The organism is Limnohabitans sp. Rim8 (genome assembly GCF_943326455.1).
Classification (GTDB): Bacteria; Pseudomonadota; Gammaproteobacteria; order Burkholderiales; family Burkholderiaceae_C; genus Limnohabitans_A.
In genome coordinates, this window is the sequence record NZ_CALPTI020000028.1 from 1 (window position 1) to 25,051 (window position 25,051).

Genomic DNA, 25,051 nt, shown 5'->3' on the forward strand with positions numbered 1-25,051 from the left:
GGCGGCGAGGTGGGCGGCCCCGGCAAGGCGCTGCAAGGCAACATCGACCCGAACATCTTGTTTGCGCCGCCCCAGCAAATCGCCACTGAGGTGCGCCGCGTGCTCGACAGCTTTGGCCGCCCCCACACCGACCGGGCCACCACGGGCCCCACGCACATCTTTAACTTGGGACACGGCATCAGCCAATACACCCCACCCGAGCATGTGACCGCACTGGTCGAAGCGGTGCACAGCCACTCTCGCCATTTGCGCAACAAGGCTTGAAAACCGAAGAATTCAGCTAGCACACAAACACGCCAAAAATGCGGTTTTTTTGCAAAAATACCAACTTTTCCTCTTGACTTATGCACAAAAAAAGGGCGTGCCACTTTTCATATGCGGTGTGACACAGCAGGTTTGTGTGTTTTTTACACATGAGCTAAGTCATTGATTTGATTGATATTTATCTGAATGCCCATCTGGTGAGCAATCTGTCAAAGGCCTTGATTTGCAAGGCCTTGGAGACCTTAAGGACAAGTTTTCAACAAAGTTATCCACAGATTTTCTGGAACGAGGCCAAAGCACTTTGAAATCAAGCACTTAGCCTTGATTTCGAGACTTCACCTAACTCTCAAAATTTGCAAATTCATGCAAAACATCGGAGCATTTGCCATTGTCGATTTGGATTGACATCGCCGTTCAGGCCCCTGCGCACAGCCAAGTGGGCGGCTTGTTGACCTACCGCAGCCCTGTACCGGTGCACCTCGGTCAATTGGTGCGCGTGCCTTTTGGCCAACGCGAAGTGCTGGGGGTGGTCTGGGCCATCCGCGACCAAGTCCCGAACGACATGCCCGCCTCCAGTGTGCGCGATGTGTTGGGTGTTCTGGAGGGTCTGCCGCCACTGGACGCATCCTGGCGGCAACTGGTGCAGTTTTCAGCCCAGTATTACCAGCGCGCCTTGGGCGAAGTGGCTTTGTCGGCTTTGCCGCCGCAGCTGCGCGACCTGACGTCCAAGCAATTGGCACGACGCCTAAAAAAACAGAACACCGAGCGCGCCGTGCAAACCACGCCCGGTCCGGCACTCTCGTCCGAACAAAGCGCCGTGCTGGAACAGATGGCCGAGGGCACCGGGCCGTTTTTGCTGTTTGGCAGCACTAGCAGCGGCAAGACCGAGGTGTATTTACAAGCTGTTGAGCGCATGCTGGCGGCCGACCCGCAGGCCCAAGCCCTGCTCATGGTGCCCGAGATCAACCTCACGCCCCAGCTCGAAGAACGGGTACAGGCCCGCTTTGGCACCGAGGCGGTGGTGTCGATGCACAGCGGCATGACGCCCGCCCAGCGCCTCAAAGCCTGGCTGGCCGCGCACGCGGGCCAAGCCCGCATCGTGCTGGGCACGCGCATGGCGATTTTTGCGTCCATGCCGCACCTGAAACTCATCGTGGTCGACGAAGAACACGACCCCAGCTACAAACAGCAAGAAGGCGCACGCTACTCGGCCCGCGACTTGGCGGTGTACCGGGGCAGGCTACAGAACGCCCCCGTGCTGCTGGCCTCGGCCACGCCATCGCTCGAGAGCTGGCATCTCAGCCGCCCGGCCACTGAGGATGACCCAGGCGGCCGTTACCAGCGCCTGCTCATGCCCTCGCGCATTGGTACAGGCCTGTTGCCCAAAGTGCGGCGCGTGGACATGAACAAACAATCGCGCCGCACCGTGCTGTCCACCCAGTTGGTGGCCGCCATCCAAGAGCGGGTCCAGCGTGGCGAGCAATGCATGCTGCTGCTCAACCGCCGCGGCTACGCCCCAGTGCTGCACTGCGCCGACTGCGGCTGGAAAAGCGAGTGCAAGCACTGCAGCGCGTTCCGGGTGTTCCACAAAATCGACCGCACCTTGCGCTGTCACCACTGTGGCCTGACCGAACGCGTGCCCCGGGCCTGCCCCGAGTGCGGCAACGCCGACATTGCCCCCATCGGCCGAGGCACCGAGCAACTCGAAGAACACCTCGGCGAATTGCTCGCGCACGTCTTGCGGCCCGATGGCAATCCCGTGCGCATTGCCCGCATCGACGCAGACACCACACGCCTCAAGGGGGCCCTTGAGAGCCAACTGGCGCAGGTGCATTCGGGGGAGGTCGATGTGTTGGTCGGCACCCAAATGATCGCCAAAGGCCACGACTTCAGGCGCATTACCTTGGTAGCAGCTGTGAACCCCGACACGGCGCTGTTTTCAAGCGACTTTCGGGCGCCAGAGCGGCTGTTTGCCCTGCTCATGCAAGCCGCAGGTCGCGCCGGACGCGATGCCGCCCAAAGCGCCACCAGCGAGATGTGGGTGCAAACCTTTCACCCCAAGCACGCGCTGTTTGAGGCGCTCAAAAAACACGACTACCCGGCCTTTGCCGCCAGCGAGTTGGCCGAGCGCACCGCCGCTGAGCTCCCCCCCATCAGCCACCAGGCCCTGCTGCGGGCAGATGCCCGCACCCAAGAAGCAGCCCAAGCGTTGTTGAACTCAGCCCGCGACACCCTGGAAGCGCATTTAAGCGCAGACCCTGCCACTGCGGATTTGGTGTTGCAAGTGAGCCTCTACCCCGCTGTGCCCATGAGCATGCAGCGTGTGGCCGATGTGGAACGCGCCCAAATGTTGCTGGAAAGTTCCAGCCGCATGGCGCTGCAAAAAGTGCTGTGGCTACTTCACGGCATCCTGCACCAAGTGCGCAGCCAGCCCGAACACAAAGGCGTGATCCGGTGGTTGGTGGATGTAGACCCTCAGGCCATTTAAAACGGCTATGGCAATCGAGGCGTCAAGCCAGTCGGGGCAGTGGGGGCAGGCCCGAGCTTGACGGCGATTTTCGGCAAGTTAAGGGCTCAAAACTTTCGACGCTTCCAAGCAGCCCACGCCACCAAAACAAGGCAAACAGCCCAAAGTGGCCCTAAGCCCCAAGCACCCGCCCACCGCGCAAACGGCGTCAGCCCGTTACGGCCTTCAAAAGTACCTGTCAAGCTGCCACGGGTAAAACGTGGCAATTGCTCGGTGACCTTTCCTGTGTGGTCGATGATGGCCGTGGCGCCAGTGTTGGTGGCCCGCAGCATGGGGCGGCCCAACTCGATGGCCCGCAGCCGCGAAATGCTCAGGTGCTGATCGACCGCCAAAGTGTCGCCAAACCAAGCGATGTTGCTCACATTCACCAAGGCGGTGGGGGCAGTGGTCGGATCCGTGAAACGCATGGCCAATTCTTCACCAAATAAATCCTCGTAACAAACGTTTGGCGCCAAACGCTGGCCTTGCCAAGCCAAAGATGGCTGACGCCAGCCACCCGATTTGAACTCGCCCAAAGGAATGTTCATCATGCGAATGAACCAGACAAAACCCGGCGGCATGAACTCGCCAAAAGGCACCAAATGCGACTTGTCATAACGGTAAGGCGCCAAGCCTTCCGGGCCGAATGCCACCACCGAATTGGCGTAGCCCTCGGTCAAACTGCCCAAAGGCGCACCCACCAAAGCCACAGGCCTGTTTGGCTGGGCAAAGTGCTGCTGCAAACCTGACCAATAGCCTTCCGGCAAATGTTGGGGCAACAAAGGTATGGCTGTCTCAGGGGCCACCACCAAGGGCTGGCGACTGGCACGCAGTTGTTCGTCGTACCACTGCAGCGCATCGCGCACACCGCTGGCCGCTTGAAACTTGTCGGTTTGCGAAATATTGGCCTGCAGCAACTGCACCTGGCCCTGCCCTGCCGAAGTGGTAAAGGTCGGGCCAAATCCCTGCAAAGCCCAAGACGCCAACAGGACCCCCAGCAAAGGTTTAAGCGCACGCAGGCGCCAACCCGCCAGCGCCAAGCGCATGGCCAACCAAGCTGCCAAGGCACCGACACCGTAAACGCCAAGCCAAGGGGCCCAGACCACCAAGACGCCGTCTACATGAGCGTAACCGCCAGCCCCCCAAGGAAAGCCTGTGAACCAGCGCCCGCGCATCAGCTCGGCCAAAGTCCACAAAGCCGCAAACAAGGCACTGGCCAAGCCGGGTCGTTGCGTCACCCAGCCCTGTGCCAAACTCACCCAGACAGCCGCTGCAAAAGCGTAATAAAGCGCCAACGCACACGCCAGCGCCAGCACAGCCAGCACAGCCAAAGGCGCAGGCAAACCGCCCACATGGTGCATGGAGACGTACAACCACCAAAAACTGCCGGCCAGCCATGCAGTGGCAAACACACCGCCAAGCCAAGCCGCGCGTTTGAAGGGCTTGGATACAGGAAAAGGACCTGCGACTGACTGACGTGCCAGGCCAGCCAAACCCGCTGCCAACAAAGTCAGGCTCAGGACCTGTAACCAGCCCAGCGCTTGACCACTGCTGGGCCATGCGATAGACGCTGCCTGAGCTGCACCAGCCCATGCGGGCCACAACAAGGGCCACGCTTTGCCGCGCATGGGCGCAGCGTTCATGCAGACGGTCCGGACTTCACCATCGACACAGGTGCCAAAGGCGTCACGGGTGACACCTTGAACCAACGCACGACACCGGCCCGCGTGTGCAAAACCACGAACCGCAGCCCGGCCAACTCATAGGTCTCGCCGCGGTGTGGCACATGGCCCATTTCGTGGGCAATCAGCCCCCCTAGCGTGTCGAAATCATGGTCGTCGTCACCCTGACGCGCTTGCTTCAAATCGACGCCAAAGGCCTCGCTCACGCGCTCCAACGCGGTGTCACCGCTGACCCTGAAGCTGCGGTCGGGCAGACCAAAAATATCACCCGCATCGTCGGCAATGTCGAACTCGTCCTCGATCTCGCCAACAATTTGTTCCAACACATCTTCAATGGTGATCAGGCCCGCTGTGCGGCCGTACTCGTCAATGACGATGGCCAAGTGGTTGCGGTTATCGCGAAACTGCCGCAGCAAATCGTTCAGGCCCTTGCTCTCGGGTACAAAAACCGCAGGACGTAACAAGGCGCGGATGTTCAGCTCTGGGGCACGTTGCAACTTCAGCAGGTCTTTGGCCAGCAAAATGCCAATCACGTTTTCTCGTTCGCCTTCGTACACCGGAAATCGCGAGTGCGCCGTGTCAATGACCTGATGCATCAACTGATCGACAGGGTCTTCAATGTTCAACAGATCCATACGGGGCGCCGCCACCATGACATCGCCAGCGGTCATATCGGCCATGCGGATCACCCCTTCGATCATCAAGCGGCTCTCGGCATTGATGATCTGGTTGTCCTCGGCCTCGGCCAAGGTCTCGATTAATTCGGCCGCAGAGTCGGGGCCGGGGTGAATGAACTCTGCCAGTTTTTGCAGAAAACTCCGTTTGTCTTCGCGCTCGGCTGTGCGCGCGGGGTGAGGGTCAGACACGGTCTAGGTTTGCAGGACATGCAGTTGAGGCGAAGCTGCAAGGATAGCGGAATCGGATGACACCTGGGCGTCAGGGCCCGCGCGCCGCATCCCGCGCATCGCGCACCCCTTGGCGAATCTCTTGCACCGTGCACAACCACTCGCGAAACTGGTTCGCTTGCATTTTGAGCTGGTAATCGACTTCGGCCATCTGCTCTTGCACCAAACCGTTGATTTGGCTGTCCAAAGTGGCTTGGGGCAAAGCCAAATAAGCCTCAGTTTCGCTGCCATCACGCTGCACCGACGCGCCGGCTTGGCGAGCGATCTTGAGCATGGCCACGTTCTCGCTCAGGGCGTGAATAAACAACAAGCTCACACCTTGATTGCGTGCATGCATCACCGCATGACCAAACAGCTTGGCGCCCAAGCCTTTGCCGCGTTGGTGCGGTGACACCGACACCCCAAACTCGGCACAAGTGGCCCATTGCGGGTCGATCGAATAGGCCAAATGCGCCATGGCCACCAAATCCAGACGCCGGTTGAACACGCCAAATATTTCATCCCGGACAAAGTTCAATCCCGCCACATAGCGGCCAATTTGCTCGTCGGTCGCGGCATATCCAAACCGCAGGTAGCGGTCTTGCGCTGGCAAAGCCAACAAATGCCTTGCAATGCGCGGCTTGTGCCGGGGCGACAAAGAGCGGATGGGCACCCAAGGCAAGGCTTTACGTGGCTTTGGGGTTGCAGGGTTGGCCGACACAAAAGACCCGAACCATCGCTGCCACTGGGTGCTGAGCCATCGACTCCAACCAAAAGAACGGGAACTTCGAGGGGTATTCATGCGAGTCCTAGGGTTACTACTTATTTTGCATCCATTGCGACGGCCACGTCTGTTTCGGGTTTTGTCGCATCTGAGACCTGCACCACTGACACTGGGGAATTGCCCGATACCGAACAGCCTTCAAGCTGGTCACAATGGCCCACCATCAGGAGAGAAGTAAATGGATCGTTTTTGGCTAAAGAATTACCCAGCCGGTGTGCCCCACGACATCGACACAGAACAATACAAAAGCCTGACCGATTTAATTGAAAGGGCCTTTCGCGAACACGGCGACAACCCTTTCTCGGTGTGCATGAACCGCTGGATGAGCTACAAACAGCTCGACGAGTTGTCGACCGCGCTGGGGGCTTGGTTGCAAAACAAAGGACTTGAGCCCGGCAGTCGCGTGGCCATCATGCTGCCTAACTTGCCGCAATTTGCTGTCACCATGGCCGCAATTTTGCGGGCGGGCTACACCTGCGTGAACGTCAACCCGCTTTACACGCCACGGGAACTCGAACACCAACTCAAGGACTCCGGCACCAGCGCCATCGTGATACTGGAAAACTTTGCCGCCACCTTGCAAGAAGTGATTGAACGCACCTCCGTCAAACACATCGTGCTGGCTTCCATTGGCGATTTGCTGGGGCCCATCAATGGCCGCTGGCTGACGTTTGCCGTGCGCCACTTGGCCAAAATGGTGCCGCCTTTTGAGCTGCCCTTGACCAACGGTCGTACCGTCACCCCCTTCAAAAAAGCCATCGGCCAAGGCCGCAGCCTGAATCTGCGCCCCACTGCGCAAACCATGGACGACATCGCGTTTTTGCAATACACGGGGGGCACGACCGGTTTGTCCAAAGGTGCTGTGCTCACCCACCGCAACATTGTGGCGGCCATGCTGCAAGCCGAAGGCTGGTTTTCACCCGCTTTGGCCGATGTGCCAGACCTGCGCAAAGTGAACAACATCGCGGCTTTGCCGCTGTACCACATCTTTGCCCTGACGCTGTGCCTGCTGGCCATCCGCCAAGGCTCTTTCCTCACCCTGGTGCCCAATCCGCGTGACTTTGCCAAGTTCATCGAGGTGCTCAAGCAGCGACCCTTCCATCTGCTGCCCGGGGTCAATACCCTGTTCAACGCGCTGATGCAGCACCCGATGTTCAAGTCGATTGACTTTTCTTCGCTCAAGCTCACGCAGGCAGGCGGCATGGCCGCCTCGGAGGGCACCGCCCGCAACTGGCAAAACGCCACGGGCAGCGCCATGATCGAGGGCTGGGGCATGAGCGAGACTTGTGCGATCGGCACCAACAACCCGGTCACGCAAAAAACCTTCAGTGGCAACATTGGCCTGCCCCTGCCGGGCATCGACATCGCCATCAAGGACGACGATGGTCAAAGTTTGCCCGTAGGCAGCTCGGGTGAAATCTGCATCCGCGGCCCCAACGTCATGACCGGCTATTACAACCAGCCCGCTGAAAACGCCAAGACCTTCACCGCAGACGGCTTCATGCGCACCGGTGACATCGGCATCATGGACGAGCAAGGTTATACCCGCATCGTGGACCGCAAAAAGGACATGATCATTGTCAGCGGCTTCAACGTCTTCCCCAGCGAGCTGGAAAACCTCATCTCGACCTGCCCCGGTGTGGTCGAATGCGCCGCTGTGGGCATCCCCGACACCATGCAGGGCGAAACCATCAAAGTGTTTGTGGTGCGCAACGACGCCATGCTGACCGAAGAAGCCGTGGCCCGTTTCTGTCACGAGAATCTGACCGGCTACAAGCGCCCAAAATACATCGAGTTCCGCGACGAACTACCCAAGTCCAACGTCGGCAAAATCTTGCGCCGCGAACTGCGCACCAGCAAATAAAGCATGACCCGCGTCAGCTTCCTGCCTTCGGGCGTGACCGTGCTCGAACGCGGCTGGCTGTCGGCCAACAACGTCGTGCTGCAAGGCGCCGAAGGCGCCACTTTGGTCGACAGTGGTTATGTGAAACACCAAGCGCAGACACTGGCGCTGGTGCAACATGCCTTACAAGGTCGGTCGCTTGATCTGTTGGTCAACACCCACCTGCACAGCGACCACTGCGGCGGCAACCATGCGCTGCAAACGCATTACCCCGAGCTGCACACCTGGATCCCACCCGGGCTGGCCCAGGCGATACAGCATTGGACTGAAGACGCACTCAGCTACAAACCCACGGGGCAAAACTGCCCTGCATTTCGCTTCAATGGCTTGCTGCAACCGGGCAGCACCCACCGCTGGGGAGACATGGACTGGCAAGTGCACGCCGCACCCGGACACGACCCGCACTCGGTCATCTTGTTTGCCCCCGAGCACCGCTTGTTGATGTCGGCTGACGCTCTTTGGCAAAACGGCTTTGGCGTGGTGTTTCCGGAGCTCGAAGGCGTGGACGCCTTCGACGAAGTGGCGCAAACGCTGGACCTGATTGAGCACCTGAATCCAGCCACCATCATTCCTGGCCACGGCGCGGTGTTCACAGAACTGGCCCCTGCCTTGGCCTTGGCCCGCAGCAAGCTCAACGGCTTTGCCCAAAACCCCGAGCGGCACGCCCGCTATGGCGCCAAAGTGCTGCTCAAGTTCAAACTGCTGGAATGGGGCCAGATCTCCAAAGCCGAGTTCAGCGACTGGGCCACCCGCGTGCCCTATCTGCACAGCCTGCACCAGCGCTTTGCCCAAGGCCTGACTTTGGAGACTTGGCTGGACATGATGCTGGCCGAGTTGGAACGCAGCGGGGCTGTGCAAATGCAAGGCGGGATGCTGCAGGACGCGTGAGGGCGCAAAACCCAAAGAAAAACCCCACAGCCTCTTGCGAAACTGTGGGGTGAATCTGGTGGCCTGGGGCAGAATCGAACTGCCGACACGCGGATTTTCAACGCACCTCTCCAAACTGCTAACCGTGCTTGCTCAAGCATCTGCAGCGTTCTAAAAGTGGGGTGTGCGTGTTTTTGCTGCGTTTCGTAAAACGCTGCTGTCAATGTATCTCGCACCATTTTTACTATACCTCTCATCCGTGTCGCCGTGATTTTTTTAATCACTACATTTCGCCGTCATAACCAGCTTTTTCACGCAGTTTTGCAACATTTCAGCGTTGCACTACGCTGCCAAGCACAGCACCACGCAGCGTTAGAAGCGTTGCTGCATCTGCTTGCGTTTGCGTTCTGCCTCACGCTGCTGTCGTTGTCGCTCGCGTTCTGTTCGTAGTTGTTCCTTGCTACGCTCTACGCCTTGCTTGAGGCTGTGGATGCGGGCTTGGGCGGGGTTCATCGGTGGCTTGGGCTTAATGGGTTTTCGGATGATTTCGTCAATACGCATCAAGTATTTACTCACCCCTGTTTTGAGAAACGCACGGTTTTTCACCCTACCTACGCAGCGTGGCAAAAACCGTGCTTTTCAAAAAACCATACCCTCTACCTCAATCCTTACCCGCCAAAACCCTCACGCAGTTTGTTGGCTGCCGCTTCAATCTGCGTGTCCAACTCACCAGCTAGCACAGCACTCTTCAGCAGTTCCAGCGTAGGCACCAATTCTTTCTCAGTGCCCACTTCCACTGCCCACTTGCCCTTTGCCAGTTCCAGCAACTTGGTGCCGTATCTCACGCTCAATACCAACTTGCCGTTGTCCGCAACAAACCACCATTGCTTGATGCGTTTGGCTTGCTCAACTTGGATGCGTTGTCCCGTGTCGTTTTGAACGACAGAGCGAAAGCGTTTGGGAGCGAATGTCGTGCCCGATTGCTCTGCCTTTGCCAGTTCCATCTGCTCCCACAAGCGTTTTGCCAACTTGTTGCGGCGTTGTTGGATTGGCGACATCTGCGTAGGCTTCTGTGCTGCTGTCAATTTCAAACCTGTCAGTGCTGTCATTGCGTTATTCCTTTGTGTGTAGCAATGAACTAACTTTATTTTCATCACCAACATCTGGACAACCTCTTTATGCCGTCCAGTGTCAAAGTGCCACACACACCAAACAATCATTCACTTTTACACAGGCATTGTTTGGTCGTTGCTAAATACTTGTATGCAGAAACACGAACTACAACACCAAATCCGCAAATACGAAACAGCAGACACCATCAAAGCCAACGAGTGGCTGGCAGACGCTGGTTTTAACGCTCAAACATTTGGCACTACTCACATTCGATTACTACAGGCACAACAACAGGCACACGCTCTTCTCAAACATCACAGCAACCTACTGAATCAATCACAACGCACGACACTGGAACAGTTTCAGCAGGCGATGAGCAACAAGCGAACACGCTGCCGTCTCAAGCCTGCATCTGCCAATCCCGTTCTCAACATCAGCAGCAAAATCAACAGACAACTATTCAAACAGCACCGACATTTGGCACTGGCACAACACTAAACATTCAGGCACTACTACAGCAGATACTCCACTGCTCAAACAAAGGGAACAAACGCAGGGTGGAATATGACGGCTAATGCCCCTGCACTCGCAACAGGTTGGATTGGAGGCTTGTTGCATTGAGTGAGCCGCAGAGTTGCTGCAATGCAAATCAATGCAGAAGCAGATTGCGAGTTTTAATACATTCGTCTCGCGTCAAACTCTTCCAATCTCGTCCTGCGATGGGCTTTGCACTGACCAGAACGACACGGCGGCTTCTGTTCATCTACGCGATGACATAGCCGTCGTTTGCTCAAAACTTTCCCAAACCAGTCATCTCAAATACAGAAAGCGAAGCGGATTGCGTGAGCGGCAAGCGATACGCAAGCGAACAGCGTTCGCTCTAAATCATCTTCCTACATCTTTCGAGTGCGTCAGGTGTATAGAAATACATCGGTCAAACTTTTGTATGACCGCACTCTTGTTCAACACCACAGTTAGAGCAAATCACCAGGTGGCGAGATCTCAGCATCACGCAGAAATTACGCAGCAATTTTTCTGTAGCAGCAAATGGGATTTGGGCAGCAACGCACAGCAACACATCAAATCAGCCCTACACGCGGTGATTTTGAGCGGCTAGTCCGCTACGACTATGACGCTGGCACGCACACGCTTGTAGGGCGTTTTAAGCGTTCTTGCCCACTTCATTGCCCGTTGCCCACGCATCTGTGTAAATACACGAGACCAAACAGAATACGCAAACTACTTGGACGGCAACGCAACCTCTTGTTTTTCAACAGATCACTATCAACCCGCCAAAGCATCGGGTTTCTCTTGCTCGTCCAGCGTCAAAGAAAGCAAACTTATTTCACGCACATTATTTGGAGCACGAAATGGCAGCAGCAAAATCACTCACACCCGCAGAACTACAAACGGTTTTGGCATACACGGCAACGCAACCCTACGCACAACGCAACAGGGCAATGTTGATGATGACGGTTGCTGCGGGCTTGCGTGTCAGCGAAGTTGCTGGGCTGACACTGGGCGATGTGTTGGACAACAAGGGGGCTGTGCGTAGTGAGGTTTTTTTGGCAGCACATCGCGTCAAACACCAACACGCCCGCACCATTTACATCAACAGCCGCTTACAGGCAGAGTTGGCAGACTACATTGAGACACGCACCAACAAGTCACCAGAACTGCCATTGTTCCCATCACACAGGGGACCCCGCCGTCACTTTTCGCCCAACACACTGGCTCAGCACTTTTACTGGGTTTACAAACGAGCAGGCGTGAGCAATGCCAGCAGCCATTCAGGCAGAAAGACATTTCTAACCAGTCTTGCGTCACAGGGCGTTTCAGTGTTCGTGCTTGCCGCACTTGCTGGACACAAAAGCATTGCCACAACCCAGCGTTATGTCACCGTCAATGACGATGTCAAACGCCGTGCTGTTGAGTTGGTTTGAATGTCGTTTTAAACGACAGCGTCAATCACTGTTGGGAAACTGCCCTTTTGCCGTGTTGGCAACGATGCGTTGGGCATCTTTGAAGTGACGACTGACAGTTGCCGCCAACACTGAACGCCGCCTTGCCGCATCCATCACCTCGCCCTCTGTTCTTTTGTTGGATTTGGGGTTGATTCCTACACTTTTTGCAATTTGAGCCAGCGTTATTTTCTTCGGACTGGCTCTTGCTGCCAATACAGCGTCATAGACAGCCAGTTGAATACGCAGAGTGTGGATGCTGACATTGCGGTGCAAGGGATAACGGGCGTTGCTGGCGTCCGCATCACTCAGTGCCTTACGCCCACGCTTGCCGCCGTGCCTGTCTTTGAGCAAACGGGCAAAGAAACCCTGTAGGTTGCGTTTGGGTATATCCAGCGGCACAGCCACCACCATCACAGCGTCTTTTGTCCAACAGCTATCCCAGTCAGCGGGCGTATCCAGTTCAAACAGTTTGACGGGCTTTGCCTGCTCCGCAAACAGACGGAACCCGTGCCCTGTCCACCACTCTTTGAAGTTGTCGTTTGAAACGACACCAAAGTCAGCGTAGAGCCCTGCCAACGCCCCCGTGCCACCAGCAGCACAGCAGTCAGCGTAGTCCCTATTCCGCCGCAAAAACTCCCACCACCAGTAGTAGGGGCTGCGTTGTTGGTAGGACAAGCCCAACGGCTTTTTACCCCGCCCAAAGATGGGGTGCTGGGCTTTGAAAACAATGCTCATTTGTTTAACACTCTAATTACACGATTATGAATAACTGGTCTCAAAATCAGCCTAAAAATTTACAATAGATACATCTTAAACGAATCACCGTTCAAGATAATTTTTCCATAAAAATCAACGGTTTATTCCGTTTTCAGCACTGCTCAGTGTTTGCGTCTTTGACGCTGCTTCTTTAACTTTTTTATCTTTAATTCTGACAATCAAAGGAGAATCCTATGTCAAATGCTACCGCTATGTCTCTTGTGGCTCAACCCACTTCCACCGTTGTCGTTCAAAACGACGAAATTACTTTAACTCCCCTTGCCGTTGCCCAGCCGCTGACTAAAGTGCTGGCAGATTTGGAAACTCAGCGTGTTGTTTGGGAAGAAGGCGTTTACCGCACCAGCAACCTGGCTCTGTATGCCGTGCTTGCCAAATGCCTTGCCATTGCCCAAGCGGACACGCCTGAACTTGCCAAGCAACGCAACGCTGGTTTGGAAGCCTTCTACAAACTGCGTGGCTACTCCTACAAGAAAGACGCTTCACCTGCCACCCGTGTTGTAAAGGCTGTGTTTGGTGCGGTGGACAGACGCCGCCTCAGCACCTACTCACTGGTACTGCGTGAAGCCATCAAGCAAAAGGTTATGGCGACACAACTGGCAGAGTGGATTGAGCAGAACGGCGGCATACAAGAAATCCGCCTCAGCCAAAGTGCCACCTTCATCAAACCCAAAATTAAAGCAGCAACAGCGAAACAGCAGTTTGAATGTATGCCTGAACTGGCTACTGTGAAATCAGAGGCACTGTCTCTGCTGGCTGACGGCGAGTTTATGGGTGATTGCTGCCTGCTGATTGCTGAACAAAACGCAGAAGGTGCTTTTGTTGTGCGTGGCTTTACACGGGCTGGCGGGGCAGTCAATGCCGCCTTTGCCGCCCTTTACGCAGAGCAAAAGAAAGCTGCGTAATTAATAGGCAAGTGGGCAGCACAGGGCTGCTCACTGCCCTGTTTATCTGTCGTTCAAAACGACATTATTTTATACAAAGGATTTATATGACTTCCATTGATTACACACCTACCACGCCGTTTGACATCATCTACGGCAACGAAGAATCTTACCTGCGCATTGAGGACATCATTTGCAGCTTTGAGAAACTGCCTGACAATGGCAAGTGCGGCATTCTGCTTTACGGCGCCTTTGGCACTGGCAAAACCACGCTCGCAAAGATGCTGCCTGAATGTATCGAAATGGGACGAACAGGGAAAGAGTTGGCTATGCCTGAAGAGTTCATTGCCTGCCAGCAAGGATTTAATGGCCCTCAAGTGACAACCTTGCTGGATAAGCAGCTGAGCAAGAGCTCTCTTAATGCCAGTGGCTTGCACTACTTTGTTTTGGACGAGGTGGATAACCTGTCAAAACTGGCACAGCAAAGTCTCAAGTCAGTTATGAACACCAAGCGTGCCATCTTCATTCTCACAACCAACAACATTTCGTCGTTGGACAAAGGACTCAAAGACAGGTGCGTTTTGGTTGAAATGAACGCTGCCAGCACGGGGCAACTGCTGCCCATTGCCCGCAAGGTGGCTGCGGATTTGAATGTCGTTTTAAACGACACTGAATTGACGGCTGAGATTGCCGCTGCCAATGGCTCAATGCGTGAAGTGATGAGCCGTGTCAAACGCCTTGCCCGCCGCAAGCAGAGTGCCAGCACCCCTTAAAACAATGTCGTTTTGAACGACACCATACAAAAAGCCCGCCATTGAGCGGGCTTTTTTCTTCCTGACTGATTTCCACCATATACCAATTAAGATAAGATTATGTCAATCCCTTGGTCGCTGGTGTAAATTCGTAACTTATATTAATTTTTAAAATAGCTCATCATGACATAAGGATCATAGGTATTATTATATAAGAAATAGCGGCAATAAATTTAACACTGAGTAACGATAGTTTATAGTCGCAAGCAACGAATTAACGCAGCCGATTTGGGTGCTCTGCGGTTAATATTTAAATAATTACCGGTTTCAATGTCTATAAATTATATAGCACTCACCTCAATGATGATGGACACTCATCTATAATTCGACATGCCCCCCTGTGCAGTCCCGTCGGATTAGACATTTTGTCAGTATTTTCCCAGTAAAGAAAACTCTTCGATGAGTTCGAAGAATCTGATTTTACAAGTTCATATGATATAAATTTATCGTCTCCTTTCCATGTGTACTTATTTCCGTCAGTCTTAAACGGATAAGCTCGAGATGTCTTAAGCGTTCCGGGCAGGTAGCATTGTTCATAGGAGCTGGACTCTCTTTTAAATTTAAAACTTGGAATTTTAACCATCCCATCATTTCCTATAAGAAAATTGAGTGTTGCAAACTTAAGCTCACAAGAATATAGGGTTGCTGCTCTATTAATTTCTTCTTCTTTAATTGCTTTGGAAATCTGTTTTTCAGCTGCTATGGTTTTTTCTTTAAGCTTTGAATAATATTCATCATAAATTGATTCATGATTATTATATGATGGCCGAACATAATTCAGAGGACTCCACTGAGAATTATTTAAATTATTAAGCCTAAAGGTGGTGGAAATGCTAAGCACAACATCCAATACGCAGTCAGCATCATCATATGCACATTGATAAAGGCTAAATTTAAAATTATCCATTATCTGAAGTAGCAATTGTTTATCAATTTTTGGATTTCTCAATAATTTTGCATACTCACCTCTCATATCAGAAAAACTCTTTGCCAGCACCTTGTCTTTTTCTATCAATTTATTTACCTTAACGATATTCTCCTTGAATTCTTTAGACTGCTTTGAAAGAAAATTTTCCCAAGTTTCAGCAGATGCCGATTTTATAGCGAATAAAATTACCAATGTAAAAGCAGCAATTGCAAAGCTCTTTCTATTTTCCATCGCTGAAATCTTTCTTTATGGCTTTATTGTCTAAAATTATCTTTTATGACATAGAGACTTGCTAGCTACGTAATTAACAAATGGCCCAGGCGGCAGATTTTCGCATTGATTAACGGGAAAGCAAGTTGCTCTCAAAACTTCAGCATTCCTTCCAGGGCTTTTTAAAAACAGTGTCGGACGCCCTTTGTTATTCGTATCGCTTTCTACAAATACGATTTTATCTCCGCATGAAGTTAAACTTGTATGATATCCTTTGCTGGTAATTTTAACATTACTATCCCACCAATATTGAGCCCTTTCATTCTCATAGCAAGCTTCAGTAATAACTAGCTCATCATTATTTCTACCATTAAATTTTTCTGGAATTTTTTCTTGTTTATTAACTCTTAGCTTCCATTTTTCTGCAAAGTTAATTTTATTTTGGTGCAGGGCAAGAATATATCCTGGCAGACAATGATATATTTTCCCGCTTTGCATTATAGCTTCAGTCGCGTCGACTTGTTGTTGGTATTTTTCCTTTGAATCTTGAGGAATCGACTGACGGTGCTGATTGACACTTTTATTTTCTGATATAGACTTATCCGCATTAGTGCGAATCGATTGTTCGACGTGGGTTGTAGTGCTAATTTCTTTCGAGCTGAAACCTTGCATCGAGTTGGTTGAGGGATTCATCCGGGATGAGTTTATGTGTTTGTTTAAGTCATCATTTGCCAATCCCTGGTGAAGTCTCGAACTTTTTATGTTTACTCCTCCTTTCTCAGCCTCGTTTTGCTGTTTTTTAAGCGTACTAATGTCAATAGAGAGCACTTGAGGATTGGGGCTGACTAGCTCTGTAATATTCGAAGGGACATGTAGAGTGAATGCATCAATCTTAGCGGTAGAAGATGGGCTCGTTTGCAGCGGTACTGAATAATTCTCATTGGAGTTCGTCGTTAAGCTATCGGGTTTGACAGAAGGGTTGTTATTAAAGTTTAATTTTTGATCAATAGACTCCGTATTCAAGCTTAATGCCACTGCAGCGCTTTCAACCAACTTAAGATGGTCTTTAAATCTAGAATCTATTTGATGACTTAATGATGATATTTTTTCTAAACTTTTGGAATCATTGGTGATTGCTGCAATCATCGTTTGATAGTAGATATTGGCCCACTTTCTCAGTTTACTATTTTGCTCGGTAGAGTCCCAGTCTTTAGCGATTGAATGTTTAGAAATATAAGCTGAATATAAAATAATTATCTGATTATTTTGAATTCTGTTATAAATATGCGTTAATATATATTGCTCATCAGTCCAATCAATTCCAGATTTCGTCCACGCCTTTTTGAATTCATTAGCCAATCGATTTGTGGAGTTTAATGATTTGGAAAATTGTAGAGCCTGACAATCTGATGCATTATCAGAAATATTACTGTGCCGTGACACCAAATTCAAATAAGTAGCATTTTCATAAAGCTTGCAATAATTGGGGCTATTTGTTAGCTTGACATCAATAGTGATTGACTCAAGTACATAATTATTTTCTATTTTATCCAAGTATATTATGCTATTCTCTTTTATAAAAAAAGATGCTTTTTGCCTTTCTATTTTACGAATATTCCACTGCCCATCCGGCAATGGAATCATTAGAATTTTCGCATTGTTAGATGAGTTATCTTTAATTTTTACAACACCTTCAATCTTATCTCCCACAATTAATGAGTCATCTAGGATATATTGAGCATAACAATTTGCATTCAATAAAAAAATTATGGTAAAAAATAACGCTTTAATTGATTTGGTATTTCGGATTAGCGCGATTAGTATTTTTTCAAAGGGCATTATTTACTAACCTTCCCAGCTCATAAAGCTGTAAAACTCCGACATGGATATGCAAAGATGTCATTTTTGCTGAATTTTTTCATTTATGCAAGTTATGATTAAAAAGTATTAACTTGCTGTGCCCGTTTGCTAGTACACAGCACAGTTTTGTATGAGATAAATTGATTTTTCTTGAAGGAAGCCTCAAGCAAGCTTATCCGCTGCCATAGTTGCCGTCAACTTTGAGTAGTGCCGTTCAATCATTGCCGCAGAGTTGCCCATCTGCTTGCTGAGCGTGTGTATGTCAGTGCCACTTCGTAGTAGTTCAAAGGTGGCGTAGGTGTGCCGCAACGAATACAGAGTGCGTGTCTGCCCGTCCTCGTTCTTCAGCAAACCTGTATCTCGCATCAGCCGCCTGAATGTGCCGTTCAAACTGGGTGGTTGATAGCCGTCACTGAACCTGAACAACTTGTGAGGCACCCGCTCTGCGAATGTCGTTTCAAACGACAGTTCGCAAATGTCCTTCTGCCTCGCGTGTAGCCTACGCAGCACATCTACTGCCTTGTGCTTGGCAATCAACCAACGCCCGCCGGTTTTGCCATCTACCCACACTCGCAAATACCGCACACCATCCTTTGTGTGCCACTCCAAATCCCGCCACCGTATGCCCATTGCCTCCGTACCGTGCCGCATACCCGTGTAAAGCAACATCTCCACATAGTCACGCAACAGCGGGCGTATCTCGCGTTCTACAGCCAGCCTGCCTTGCTGGCTCCACCCTTCTATAAACTCCAACAACACATCAATTTCTTCCTTGCTGAACGCTGGGCGTGTTTTGCCCTTCTCGCCTTTGCTGGTGAGTTTGGGTACTGGCACACGCTCTGAGATGTAGCCACGACTTACTGCCGTTTCAATCACACGGCTCCAAGCACTTGTGAAGTTGTTGAGTGTTGATGTTTTGGGACGGCGTGTCATTTGCCTATCTCGCCACAGTTCAAACTCCCGTATGTCCGTGTGCGTCAATGTCTCCAACTGACGCTCCCCAAAGTAAGGCACGAAGTAGCGTTCGATGATGCTTAGATAGTCATTCAACGCCGTCTTCTTGCCCTTCGCGTCAATCTGCTGCCGCAAGTCAACACAGCAAATAGCCGCAATCTGTGCGACAGAGTGTGCTTGGTGTGCTAAACCCAGCCGTTGTCGGTATCTGGCTTCGTCGTAGATGTCGCAAGCACGGGCAATGGCGTGTTCTAAAGCGGCTTTGCCCGTCGTCTGTCTCGTCCAACTGCCGTCAGCCAATCGGTAGCGACACTGGTACAGCAAACTGCGGCTACGGCGATACAAAACAACTTCGCCGTCTCGCAAGTAAATGGCTTTGGGCTGTGCGGGTTGGAGGGCTGTGAGAAACGAACGGAGGGTGGTGTTTTGAAACGCAGAATTTTGCCCATCCGCATGTCGCTGGCTGTCTAAATACTGGGGCTTTTGCGGTGGCTGCGTCATTTAGCAAGCCCCACAGCGTGTAGCAAGTAGAGGGAGCGTTGGCAGCGTGTGATTACGCTGTAACCCCCAAAGAAAAACCCCACAGCCTCTTGCGAAACTGTGGGGTGTATCTGGTGGCCTGGGGCAGAATCGAACTGCCGACACGCGGATTTTCAATCCGCTGCTCTACCAACTGAGCTACCGGGCCGGTAAGGATGGGATTGTAGCAGGACTTTTCCGCGAGGATTCCTGCTGCATCCCAAAAAGTGCGTCACCGGATGGTCCAAATCTTGGCTGACGTTTTGCTGTGCCAGCGTCTTAGCACAGACGTTGCACACTTATTGAGCACCGTGCGGGGTGCGGATGCGCCACAGGCTTGCGGTTGCCCCAGTCGGTTTGAACGTTGAATGCATTTCTCAAGCGTCAAGAAAATTTACGCTGCGGCCATGCCTGGCGCACAGCTTGTTACTGGACCGTTTTTAATCCTATGGGGCAGCGTTGGCCAGAGTGGTCCTTCAGGTTTGCTACGTCTTCATTCATTGCCAACAGCACACAAGCCCTTGTATATTAAAGAAAGAAACCTTGGCTGAGAGCAACTGAAAGGATGGGCCATCTTGAGATCTGACACGATTAATGCGCCCTATGCCATGACTAGGTGTGCTTTCTGGAAATCTGCACTGGCTTCATTGATGTGCTTACCGTTAACAGTGTTAGCTCAATTACCCAGTTCGGGACAGTTCTCTTCGGCACCAGACGAATGGCTTTTATCTAATGGTCAAGCTTGGCATTACCAAACCAGGGTTGCAAAGCCTGCATCCTCATTGGTTTTCAGAGCGCCATTGAGTCATGAAAAAGAGATAGTCGAAAAAGCACAGCGGCTTTTTGAACATTCTTCTGCCAAAGCGATGGCTCTCGTCGATGCGAACCAAGTTGTTTGGGTAGGCTACAAGTCCCCGGCTGGTTCATCCAATCGATTTCTCAGCTTCAGCGTTGGCAAGACAGTGACTGCAATGGCAGTGGGCAAAGCTATTTGCGAGGGCAAAATGTCCCTGGACGATGAGGTCGGCAAGTTGATTCCAGAGTTATCTGGCACCGATCTTGGAAAAGCGACCATAGAGCACTTGCTGAAAATGAGCTCCGGCACATGGGCCGGGAACCCAGACACTACCATTTGGACATCGGAGCAAGACCAGCGAGTTCGCAGTGGTTCCATGACTTACTTGGACATTCTCTCCACAAGTCAGGTATCCTGTGCAGCCAAAAATAGTCAAGGCATCCCTTTGAAGCCCGGTGAACTGTTTATCTATCGTAGTACTGACCCTCTGACTCTCGGTGTTGCACTGAACAAGACTACGGGCACAACATACGCCAAATATGTCGAACGAGAAGTACTGATCCCCGCCGGTATCAGAAGACCCGCCATCATCGGCCAGGACCACTTTGGATATGGGACATCGGATGGAAATGTTCGCATGTACCTTGAAGACTGGATCAGGTTCGCGGCATGGGTCAAGGCCAACGAATCGGGCACCGGATGCTTCGCAGATTACATTCGCAGAGCCGTCAAAAAGCAAATACCAAATTCACGAAAAATTGGCGCTCACTTTGACGGGTATGGTTATCAAATTTGGACTGATAACTTCAAACATCGCGACAGCTACTGGGCTGCGGGCCATGGGGGGCAACGCATCGGTTGGAATCATGCCAACAACAGAGTTCTGATTGCATTCTCAAATGTTGAGAACTACATGGCAGAACTCTACTCACTTTATGCAGAGTGGGCGAGTTTGAAATAAAGCATCGGTACCAGCTTGCTCTTGTTCACGATTTCACAGTTAGGTCCGGTGCTGCTTTACGGCTGGTGACTGACCGTAAATAAAATTGACGCTTGGTCAGGGGACGTTTGGCGGCTGTGGATTCGCTTGCAAGGAAGCAAGACGGCGTGGAGTGAGGCTGCCCACTCCGCCGTTTTTCGCCCTCATGCTCAAACCCTTGTGCATTTAAAAAATACTGGTCGAAATCAAGAAACAGGAAAAAAATGCTTCGATTAAATCTGATGAAATCAATTGCAATCGTCATTCTGTCGCTGACTTCTGTGACGACCAATGCCGGTAGAGGAACAAATGATCTGCTCCTTGATGCGAACGTAGCAGTCAGAGGAATCAATCTGACTGAAGCACAAACAGCGCTATTGAACGAGGCGATTGAGAGCACCAAAAAATTTCCAGACGTCACTGGTGGCACAAAGAAATCATTCAAGCAAACGATCAGTGAGGCAATTGACCGAAGGGACGCCACATTTTCTGACCTCTCGAGTGTTTTGGTAACACACTATCAGGGTCGTCTACACGAGACCGTCATGGGCCATCATAAGATCGCAAGCCACTGGGCAAAATTTGATGCCAGTCTGGATGAAAAACAGCGCTTGAACTTTAGAGGAAGGATGGCCCCTACCATTACTAAAGCATTCAGCTCAATGACGAAAAATTCTGTCTATCTGGCCAAGATCGAAAATCTGTCCAGTGATGAATATGTTCGCAAGCTTGGCATGTCCGAAGCTCAGACAAAAACTGCTGCAAACCTGTTTCAGGATGCATCATCGCAAGTGGCAGCTCTCGGTGCAAAAGGCGACCAAGTCAACAGCAATATCGCCAGGGCGCTTTCAGATCCATCCGTTGATTTTCTTGAAATTCCTGAAGCCATGCTGGACTATTTCAACGCCCTGACTGCAGCGCTTAAAGTAAAGCGTGATTACGGAAATGCTTTGCACCGGACACTGAATGAAAAGCAGCAACATCAATTAGCTGACATGGTCCGAACAAAACTCAAACTCTTACGGTTTTTTTCATAGCAAGGCTGAGCGTAAAGAAAATTGGCGCTTGGGGACACACAAAACTCGTTCGGTTGGCACTACACAAATCAGTAGACAAATAATGATGTCAAAACTGAAGTGGAGCGATGCAACGAAAGAAATATGCTGTGCCAGTCTCCACAAGGTAAATTGCGATGGCTCCATTATCCAAAAACACTCTGATTGCTCTGCAAGGTACCTCGTGCCATCGTTCAGCAAGTGCTTGCGACTGTTGCGTTAGTAGCATTCAGTACCCGTAAATGCGGTCAGGTACTCTACCAACCGAGCTACCGGGCCGGAAAGCAACATTCATAGCAGAGTCGAACGCTGCTTCCGGGTCTCTTGAGCCCCGTCAGCTGTGGCGTTTGCTGCGGGTCAAGTCGACGCCCAATTGCTTGAGCTTTCTGTACAAATGGGTTCGCTCCAAGCCTGTTTTTTCTGCCACACGGGTCATGGATCCGGCTTCGTGTGCCAAATGAAATTCGAAGTAGGCTTTTTCGAAAGCGTCACGCGCCTCACGCAGCGGACGGTCCAGTTCAAAGCTTTGTTGAACATCGGGGGTGGCGACGGTCTCATGGACCACCAGACTGGAGATGGACAAGGTGCTGGAAAGGGGCTGCGGCGCTGCAGCCAGCATGGCTTGTTGAACTTGAACTCGCGCCAAACCCTGCTCGACCGCCTTGAGGAGTTTTTGCAGGGTAATGGGTTTTTCAAGGAAAGCTTGGGCGCCGATTTTGACCGCCTCGACAGCGGTGTCGATGGTGGCGTGCCCACTCATCATGATCACAGGCATGGTCAACAAACCCGATGCAGCCCACTCTTTGAGCAGGCTAACGCCATCGGTATCGGGCATCCAGATGTCCAGCAAAACCAGATCAGGTCGCATGTTGAGTCGGGCTTCGCGAGCCTGAGCTGCGTTCTCGGCAAGTTCAACCTGGTGCCCTTCGTCAAAGAGGATCTCGGAGAGCAGGTCGCGAATGCCCAGCTCGTCGTCCACCACCAATATATTTGCCATAAGCCTGTTTGTCTCTGTTCATGAAGTGGGCGATTGAGGCCCCTGTGCTTCTTGCACCACCGCGAATGATAACGAGACTTGCGCGCCTTGTATGTCACCATCTTCCAGCAAGTTGCCCATCTCGATGCGAGCGGCGTGTTCGTCGGCTATTTTCTTGACGACCGCCAGGCCCAATCCTGTGCCCTTCGCTTTGGTGGTCACATAGGGTTCAAACGCTCGCTGGAGAATATGGGGAGCAAAGCCCGGACCTGAGTCGGTCACGGTCATTCGGACGCGCTGCCGGGCGGGACGCCATTCGGTGCGCACCTGAACACGGGCTTGCGACGCCCCATCTCCCCGCAACTCACAAGCATCTTGCGCGTTCTGCAACAGGTTATGAATGACCTGCCGCAGTTGCTGCTCGTCGCCCAATATGAACGGGCATGCCGGATCAAGGTCAGCCATGACTTTGGGGCGCGGTGTGCTGTCCATCGGTTCCGTGGCATACAAGGCCATGACATCGGTGATCAGTGCATTGAGCTGCAATGGCTTGAGCTCTGCCGATGGCAGGCGTGCGTAGTCACGAAATTCATTGACCAAGCGCTTCATGGCATCGACTTGGTCCACGATGGTCTTGACCGATTTGGCCAAAACCACTTCGTCAGAAGCATCCAGCTTACCGATCAGTCGGCGCTCCAAGCGTTCGGCCGACAACTGAATCGGGGTGAGTGGGTTCTTGATCTCATGGGCCAGCCGCCGGGCGACTTCGCCCCAGGCCTGCGCCCGCTCCGCAGACACAATCTCGGAGATATCGTCGAACACCAATAGACGCATGCCATCAGGCAAAACGGCGCCACGCGCCAACAAATTCACACCGGTTTGACTTAAACCTTGGCCAGACGCGTGGATTTCAAATGACTTTTGCCAATGGTCGAGTTCATGCGCCCCCGTATCGGCACCCAATGCTGTGAACTGATCAGACACCCCTTTGGCGAACTCGGTCAGGCCGGGCAGGCTCAAAATACTTTGCTGATCGTGCGCCGCAACGGGTACGCGCAAGATGCGCGTCGCACCGGGGTTGGCAGACTGTATGCGCCCTTGCGCATCCAGAACCATGACACCGGCCGTCAGGTTGTCCAAAATGGTTTGCAGGTTGCTTCTGGCTTGATCAAGTTGACTGAGGCTGCGCTCGACGTTACCCCTGGCATCGGCCAGTTGCTGGGTCATGTCGGCGAATGATCGGGTCAGCCCACCCAACTCGTCTTTGCCCTGCAAAGCCAACTTGGGACGGAGGTCGCCTGCAGCCACCTGGCGCATGCCATGTGCCAGCAGCAACAAAGGTCTGGCCAATTGGTTACCCAACAACACTGCCAGCAAAATGGCGCCCAAAACCGCCATGAACAAACTCAGTGTGAGGGTGCCGATGTACATGCGCCGTAAACCTTCACGGGCCAGAGCCCTTTCTTGGTATTCGCGGTAAGCTGCCTGCACTTCAAGGGCGTTGTTGACCAATGTGGGCGGCAGTTCTTGAATCACTTGCAAGAGACGCCGATCCTCGTCAAGTGCCAGGCTCCACTGCGGGATCAACACCAGCACTTTGATGCGGCCCTTGTCTGCACCAGAAGCAGATTCATCAAGGCCCTCATACCAAGACAAGCTCGTATTCTTGCGGGCCTCCCTGAATTGCAGGTTGGTGGGTCGCTCGGAACGAATCTGAAATTGCGATTGCCCGGCACTGGCCACCATGCGACCGCCCGCTGTCCAAATGGTCACATCGATGGCGCCAATCTGAGTGCGGATTTTTTCGACAGCCAAACCGGGGTTCGCTTCGCCCGATTCTGCCAAGTTCGCGGCTGCGGCTTTGGCTTGTTTGGCAAGGTCCTCGCTCAAAGTGTCCAGCGTAGCCCTGCCCAAGTTCAAGCCGGCCACCAGCGCGGCTTCGACCTTGACGTCGAACCAGCTTTCAATTGAACGCGACACAAATTGGTAGGACACCACATAAATCAGCACGCCAGGCACAACCCCTACCAAGGCAAAGATGCCCGCCAACTTGACCAGCAAGCGTGCGCCAAACTGACCCTTGCGCAGCCTCAGCCAAAGCCGAACAGAGCCCCACAAAATCGTCAACAACAGACCACCAGCAACTACTGCATTGGTGACGACCAGCCATTCGTAGTTGTGGTTGAAATTTTCGCTTTGGTCGGTCGCCTGCGTCATGAGCACCAACAAACCCACTCCGATCAGCACCGAGCTGAGCGCGCCCACCAACAACAGCCAGCGGCTGGCCCCTTTGGGCAGACTGGTGAACTTTTGGCGATAGGCTTGGGCCCAAGGCAT

Annotated in this window: 21 protein-coding genes and 1 tRNA gene; 10 read left to right on the top strand and 12 right to left on the bottom strand. The window is 52.4% G+C overall.

Annotated features, from left to right (window positions below):
- Both Q1M54_RS14730 and priA read left to right on the top strand, forming a co-directional pair.
- Positions 1-264, top strand: a 264-nt coding sequence (locus Q1M54_RS14730) for a uroporphyrinogen decarboxylase family protein (RefSeq protein WP_300558719.1), incomplete at its 5' end; no start/stop codon positions are given.
- 382 nt (positions 265-646) lie between these two features.
- On the top strand, positions 647-2,752 hold the full coding sequence (gene priA, locus Q1M54_RS14735; RefSeq protein WP_300558720.1) for a primosomal protein N': 2,106 nt from the start codon (positions 647-649) through the stop codon (positions 2,750-2,752).
- An 86-nt stretch (positions 2,753-2,838) separates the two neighbouring features.
- On the opposite strand, the gene lnt is transcribed toward priA, so the two are convergent.
- The 3 genes from lnt to Q1M54_RS14750 form a co-directional block, all read right to left on the bottom strand.
- A complete protein-coding gene (gene lnt / locus Q1M54_RS14740; RefSeq protein WP_300558722.1) occupies positions 2,839-4,413 on the bottom strand; it encodes an apolipoprotein N-acyltransferase in 1,575 nt (524 codons plus the stop codon).
- On the bottom strand, positions 4,410-5,318 hold the full coding sequence (locus Q1M54_RS14745) for a transporter associated domain-containing protein (protein WP_300558724.1): 909 nt from the start codon (positions 5,316-5,318) through the stop codon (positions 4,410-4,412). The genes lnt and Q1M54_RS14745 overlap by 4 nt, the downstream gene beginning before the upstream one ends.
- A gap of 70 nt (positions 5,319-5,388) precedes the next feature.
- A complete protein-coding gene (locus Q1M54_RS14750; RefSeq protein WP_300558726.1) occupies positions 5,389-6,138 on the bottom strand; it encodes a GNAT family N-acetyltransferase in 750 nt (249 codons plus the stop codon).
- A 160-nt stretch (positions 6,139-6,298) separates the two neighbouring features.
- Here Q1M54_RS14750 and Q1M54_RS14755 point away from each other — a divergent pair, with 160 nt between their 5' ends.
- Together Q1M54_RS14755 and Q1M54_RS14760 are read left to right on the top strand one after the other, a co-directional pair.
- The gene (locus Q1M54_RS14755) at positions 6,299-7,984 is read left to right on the top strand and encodes an AMP-binding protein (RefSeq protein ID WP_300558728.1); all 1,686 of its coding nucleotides are present in this window, start codon (positions 6,299-6,301) and stop codon (positions 7,982-7,984) included.
- A 3-nt stretch (positions 7,985-7,987) separates the two neighbouring features.
- Positions 7,988-8,911, top strand: coding sequence for an MBL fold metallo-hydrolase (locus tag Q1M54_RS14760; protein WP_300558730.1), 924 nt, complete (start codon positions 7,988-7,990; stop codon positions 8,909-8,911).
- Between the two features lie 351 nt (positions 8,912-9,262).
- On the opposite strand, the gene Q1M54_RS14765 is transcribed toward Q1M54_RS14760, so the two are convergent.
- Entirely contained in the window at positions 9,263-9,403 is a 141-nt protein-coding gene (locus Q1M54_RS14765) for a hypothetical protein (protein WP_300558732.1), read from the bottom strand.
- Positions 9,404-9,558: 155 nt separating this feature from the next.
- Positions 9,559-9,999 (bottom strand): DUF6641 family protein, encoded by a 441-nt coding sequence (locus tag Q1M54_RS14770; RefSeq protein ID WP_300558766.1) that lies wholly within the window; start codon positions 9,997-9,999, stop codon positions 9,559-9,561.
- 154 nt (positions 10,000-10,153) lie between these two features.
- Between Q1M54_RS14770 and Q1M54_RS14775 the strand changes: the two genes are divergently transcribed.
- The gene (locus tag Q1M54_RS14775) at positions 10,154-10,501 is read left to right on the top strand and encodes a hypothetical protein (protein ID WP_300558734.1); all 348 of its coding nucleotides are present in this window, start codon (positions 10,154-10,156) and stop codon (positions 10,499-10,501) included.
- A gap of 872 nt (positions 10,502-11,373) precedes the next feature.
- Entirely contained in the window at positions 11,374-11,946 is a 573-nt protein-coding gene (locus Q1M54_RS14780) for a site-specific integrase (RefSeq protein ID WP_300558737.1), read from the top strand.
- 21 nt (positions 11,947-11,967) lie between these two features.
- On the opposite strand, the gene Q1M54_RS14785 is transcribed toward Q1M54_RS14780, so the two are convergent.
- Positions 11,968-12,702, bottom strand: a complete 735-nt coding sequence (locus Q1M54_RS14785; RefSeq protein WP_300558739.1) for a hypothetical protein — start codon at positions 12,700-12,702, stop codon at positions 11,968-11,970.
- A 215-nt stretch (positions 12,703-12,917) separates the two neighbouring features.
- On the opposite strand from Q1M54_RS14785, the gene Q1M54_RS14790 reads away from it, so the two are divergent.
- Entirely contained in the window at positions 12,918-13,646 is a 729-nt protein-coding gene (locus Q1M54_RS14790; RefSeq protein ID WP_300558741.1) for a hypothetical protein, read from the top strand.
- An 86-nt stretch (positions 13,647-13,732) separates the two neighbouring features.
- Positions 13,733-14,398 (top strand): AAA family ATPase, encoded by a 666-nt coding sequence (locus tag Q1M54_RS14795; protein ID WP_300558743.1) that lies wholly within the window; start codon positions 13,733-13,735, stop codon positions 14,396-14,398.
- Between the two features lie 331 nt (positions 14,399-14,729).
- Here the strand turns inward: Q1M54_RS14795 and Q1M54_RS14800 are convergent, their stop codons facing one another.
- The 4 genes from Q1M54_RS14800 to Q1M54_RS14815 form a co-directional block, all read right to left on the bottom strand.
- Positions 14,730-15,596: a hypothetical protein gene (locus Q1M54_RS14800; protein WP_300558744.1), complete on the bottom strand. Its 867-nt coding sequence runs from the start codon at positions 15,594-15,596 to the stop codon at positions 14,730-14,732.
- Positions 15,597-15,632: 36 nt separating this feature from the next.
- Entirely contained in the window at positions 15,633-17,414 is a 1,782-nt protein-coding gene (locus Q1M54_RS14805) for a hypothetical protein (RefSeq protein WP_300558745.1), read from the bottom strand.
- A gap of 183 nt (positions 17,415-17,597) precedes the next feature.
- On the bottom strand, positions 17,598-18,890 hold the full coding sequence (locus Q1M54_RS14810) for a tyrosine-type recombinase/integrase (RefSeq protein ID WP_300558746.1): 1,293 nt from the start codon (positions 18,888-18,890) through the stop codon (positions 17,598-17,600).
- Between the two features lie 111 nt (positions 18,891-19,001).
- Positions 19,002-19,077 (bottom strand) — tRNA-Phe (locus Q1M54_RS14815).
- A 406-nt stretch (positions 19,078-19,483) separates the two neighbouring features.
- Between Q1M54_RS14815 and Q1M54_RS14820 the strand changes: the two genes are divergently transcribed.
- Positions 19,484-20,665: a serine hydrolase gene (locus Q1M54_RS14820; RefSeq protein ID WP_300558748.1), complete on the top strand. Its 1,182-nt coding sequence runs from the start codon at positions 19,484-19,486 to the stop codon at positions 20,663-20,665.
- A gap of 260 nt (positions 20,666-20,925) precedes the next feature.
- Positions 20,926-21,720: a hypothetical protein gene (locus Q1M54_RS14825; RefSeq protein ID WP_300558750.1), complete on the top strand. Its 795-nt coding sequence runs from the start codon at positions 20,926-20,928 to the stop codon at positions 21,718-21,720.
- A 352-nt stretch (positions 21,721-22,072) separates the two neighbouring features.
- On the opposite strand, the gene Q1M54_RS14830 is transcribed toward Q1M54_RS14825, so the two are convergent.
- The gene (locus Q1M54_RS14830; protein WP_300558753.1) at positions 22,073-22,735 is read right to left on the bottom strand and encodes a response regulator; all 663 of its coding nucleotides are present in this window, start codon (positions 22,733-22,735) and stop codon (positions 22,073-22,075) included.
- 18 nt (positions 22,736-22,753) lie between these two features.
- Complete coding sequence (locus Q1M54_RS14835; protein ID WP_300558756.1) at positions 22,754-25,051, bottom strand: ATP-binding protein; 2,298 nt, start codon at positions 25,049-25,051, stop codon at positions 22,754-22,756.

Excerpts from the sequence above, each read along its gene's own strand:
- lnt (WP_300558722.1), bottom strand. The coding sequence starts at position 4,413 with ATGAACGCTGCGCCCATGCGCGGCAAAGCGTGGCCCTTGTTGTGGCCC.
- Q1M54_RS14750 (WP_300558726.1), bottom strand. The coding sequence starts at position 6,138 with ATGAATACCCCTCGAAGTTCCCGTTCTTTTGGTTGGAGTCGATGGCTC.
- Q1M54_RS14755 (WP_300558728.1), top strand. The coding sequence starts at position 6,299 with ATGGATCGTTTTTGGCTAAAGAATTACCCAGCCGGTGTGCCCCACGAC.
- Q1M54_RS14760 (WP_300558730.1), top strand. The coding sequence starts at position 7,988 with ATGACCCGCGTCAGCTTCCTGCCTTCGGGCGTGACCGTGCTCGAACGC.
- Q1M54_RS14765 (WP_300558732.1), bottom strand. The coding sequence starts at position 9,403 with ATGAACCCCGCCCAAGCCCGCATCCACAGCCTCAAGCAAGGCGTAGAG.
- Q1M54_RS14770 (WP_300558766.1), bottom strand. The coding sequence starts at position 9,999 with ATGACAGCACTGACAGGTTTGAAATTGACAGCAGCACAGAAGCCTACG.
- Q1M54_RS14775 (WP_300558734.1), top strand. The coding sequence starts at position 10,154 with ATGCAGAAACACGAACTACAACACCAAATCCGCAAATACGAAACAGCA.
- Q1M54_RS14780 (WP_300558737.1), top strand. The coding sequence starts at position 11,374 with ATGGCAGCAGCAAAATCACTCACACCCGCAGAACTACAAACGGTTTTG.
- Q1M54_RS14785 (WP_300558739.1), bottom strand. The coding sequence starts at position 12,702 with ATGAGCATTGTTTTCAAAGCCCAGCACCCCATCTTTGGGCGGGGTAAA.
- Q1M54_RS14790 (WP_300558741.1), top strand. The coding sequence starts at position 12,918 with ATGTCAAATGCTACCGCTATGTCTCTTGTGGCTCAACCCACTTCCACC.
- Q1M54_RS14795 (WP_300558743.1), top strand. The coding sequence starts at position 13,733 with ATGACTTCCATTGATTACACACCTACCACGCCGTTTGACATCATCTAC.
- Q1M54_RS14800 (WP_300558744.1), bottom strand. The coding sequence starts at position 15,596 with ATGGAAAATAGAAAGAGCTTTGCAATTGCTGCTTTTACATTGGTAATT.
- Q1M54_RS14805 (WP_300558745.1), bottom strand. The coding sequence starts at position 17,414 with ATGCCCTTTGAAAAAATACTAATCGCGCTAATCCGAAATACCAAATCA.
- Q1M54_RS14810 (WP_300558746.1), bottom strand. The coding sequence starts at position 18,890 with ATGACGCAGCCACCGCAAAAGCCCCAGTATTTAGACAGCCAGCGACAT.
- Q1M54_RS14825 (WP_300558750.1), top strand. The coding sequence starts at position 20,926 with ATGAAATCAATTGCAATCGTCATTCTGTCGCTGACTTCTGTGACGACC.
- Q1M54_RS14830 (WP_300558753.1), bottom strand. The coding sequence starts at position 22,735 with ATGGCAAATATATTGGTGGTGGACGACGAGCTGGGCATTCGCGACCTG.
- Q1M54_RS14835 (WP_300558756.1), bottom strand. The coding sequence starts at position 25,051 with ATGCCTTGGGCCCAAGCCTATCGCCAAAAGTTCACCAGTCTGCCCAAA.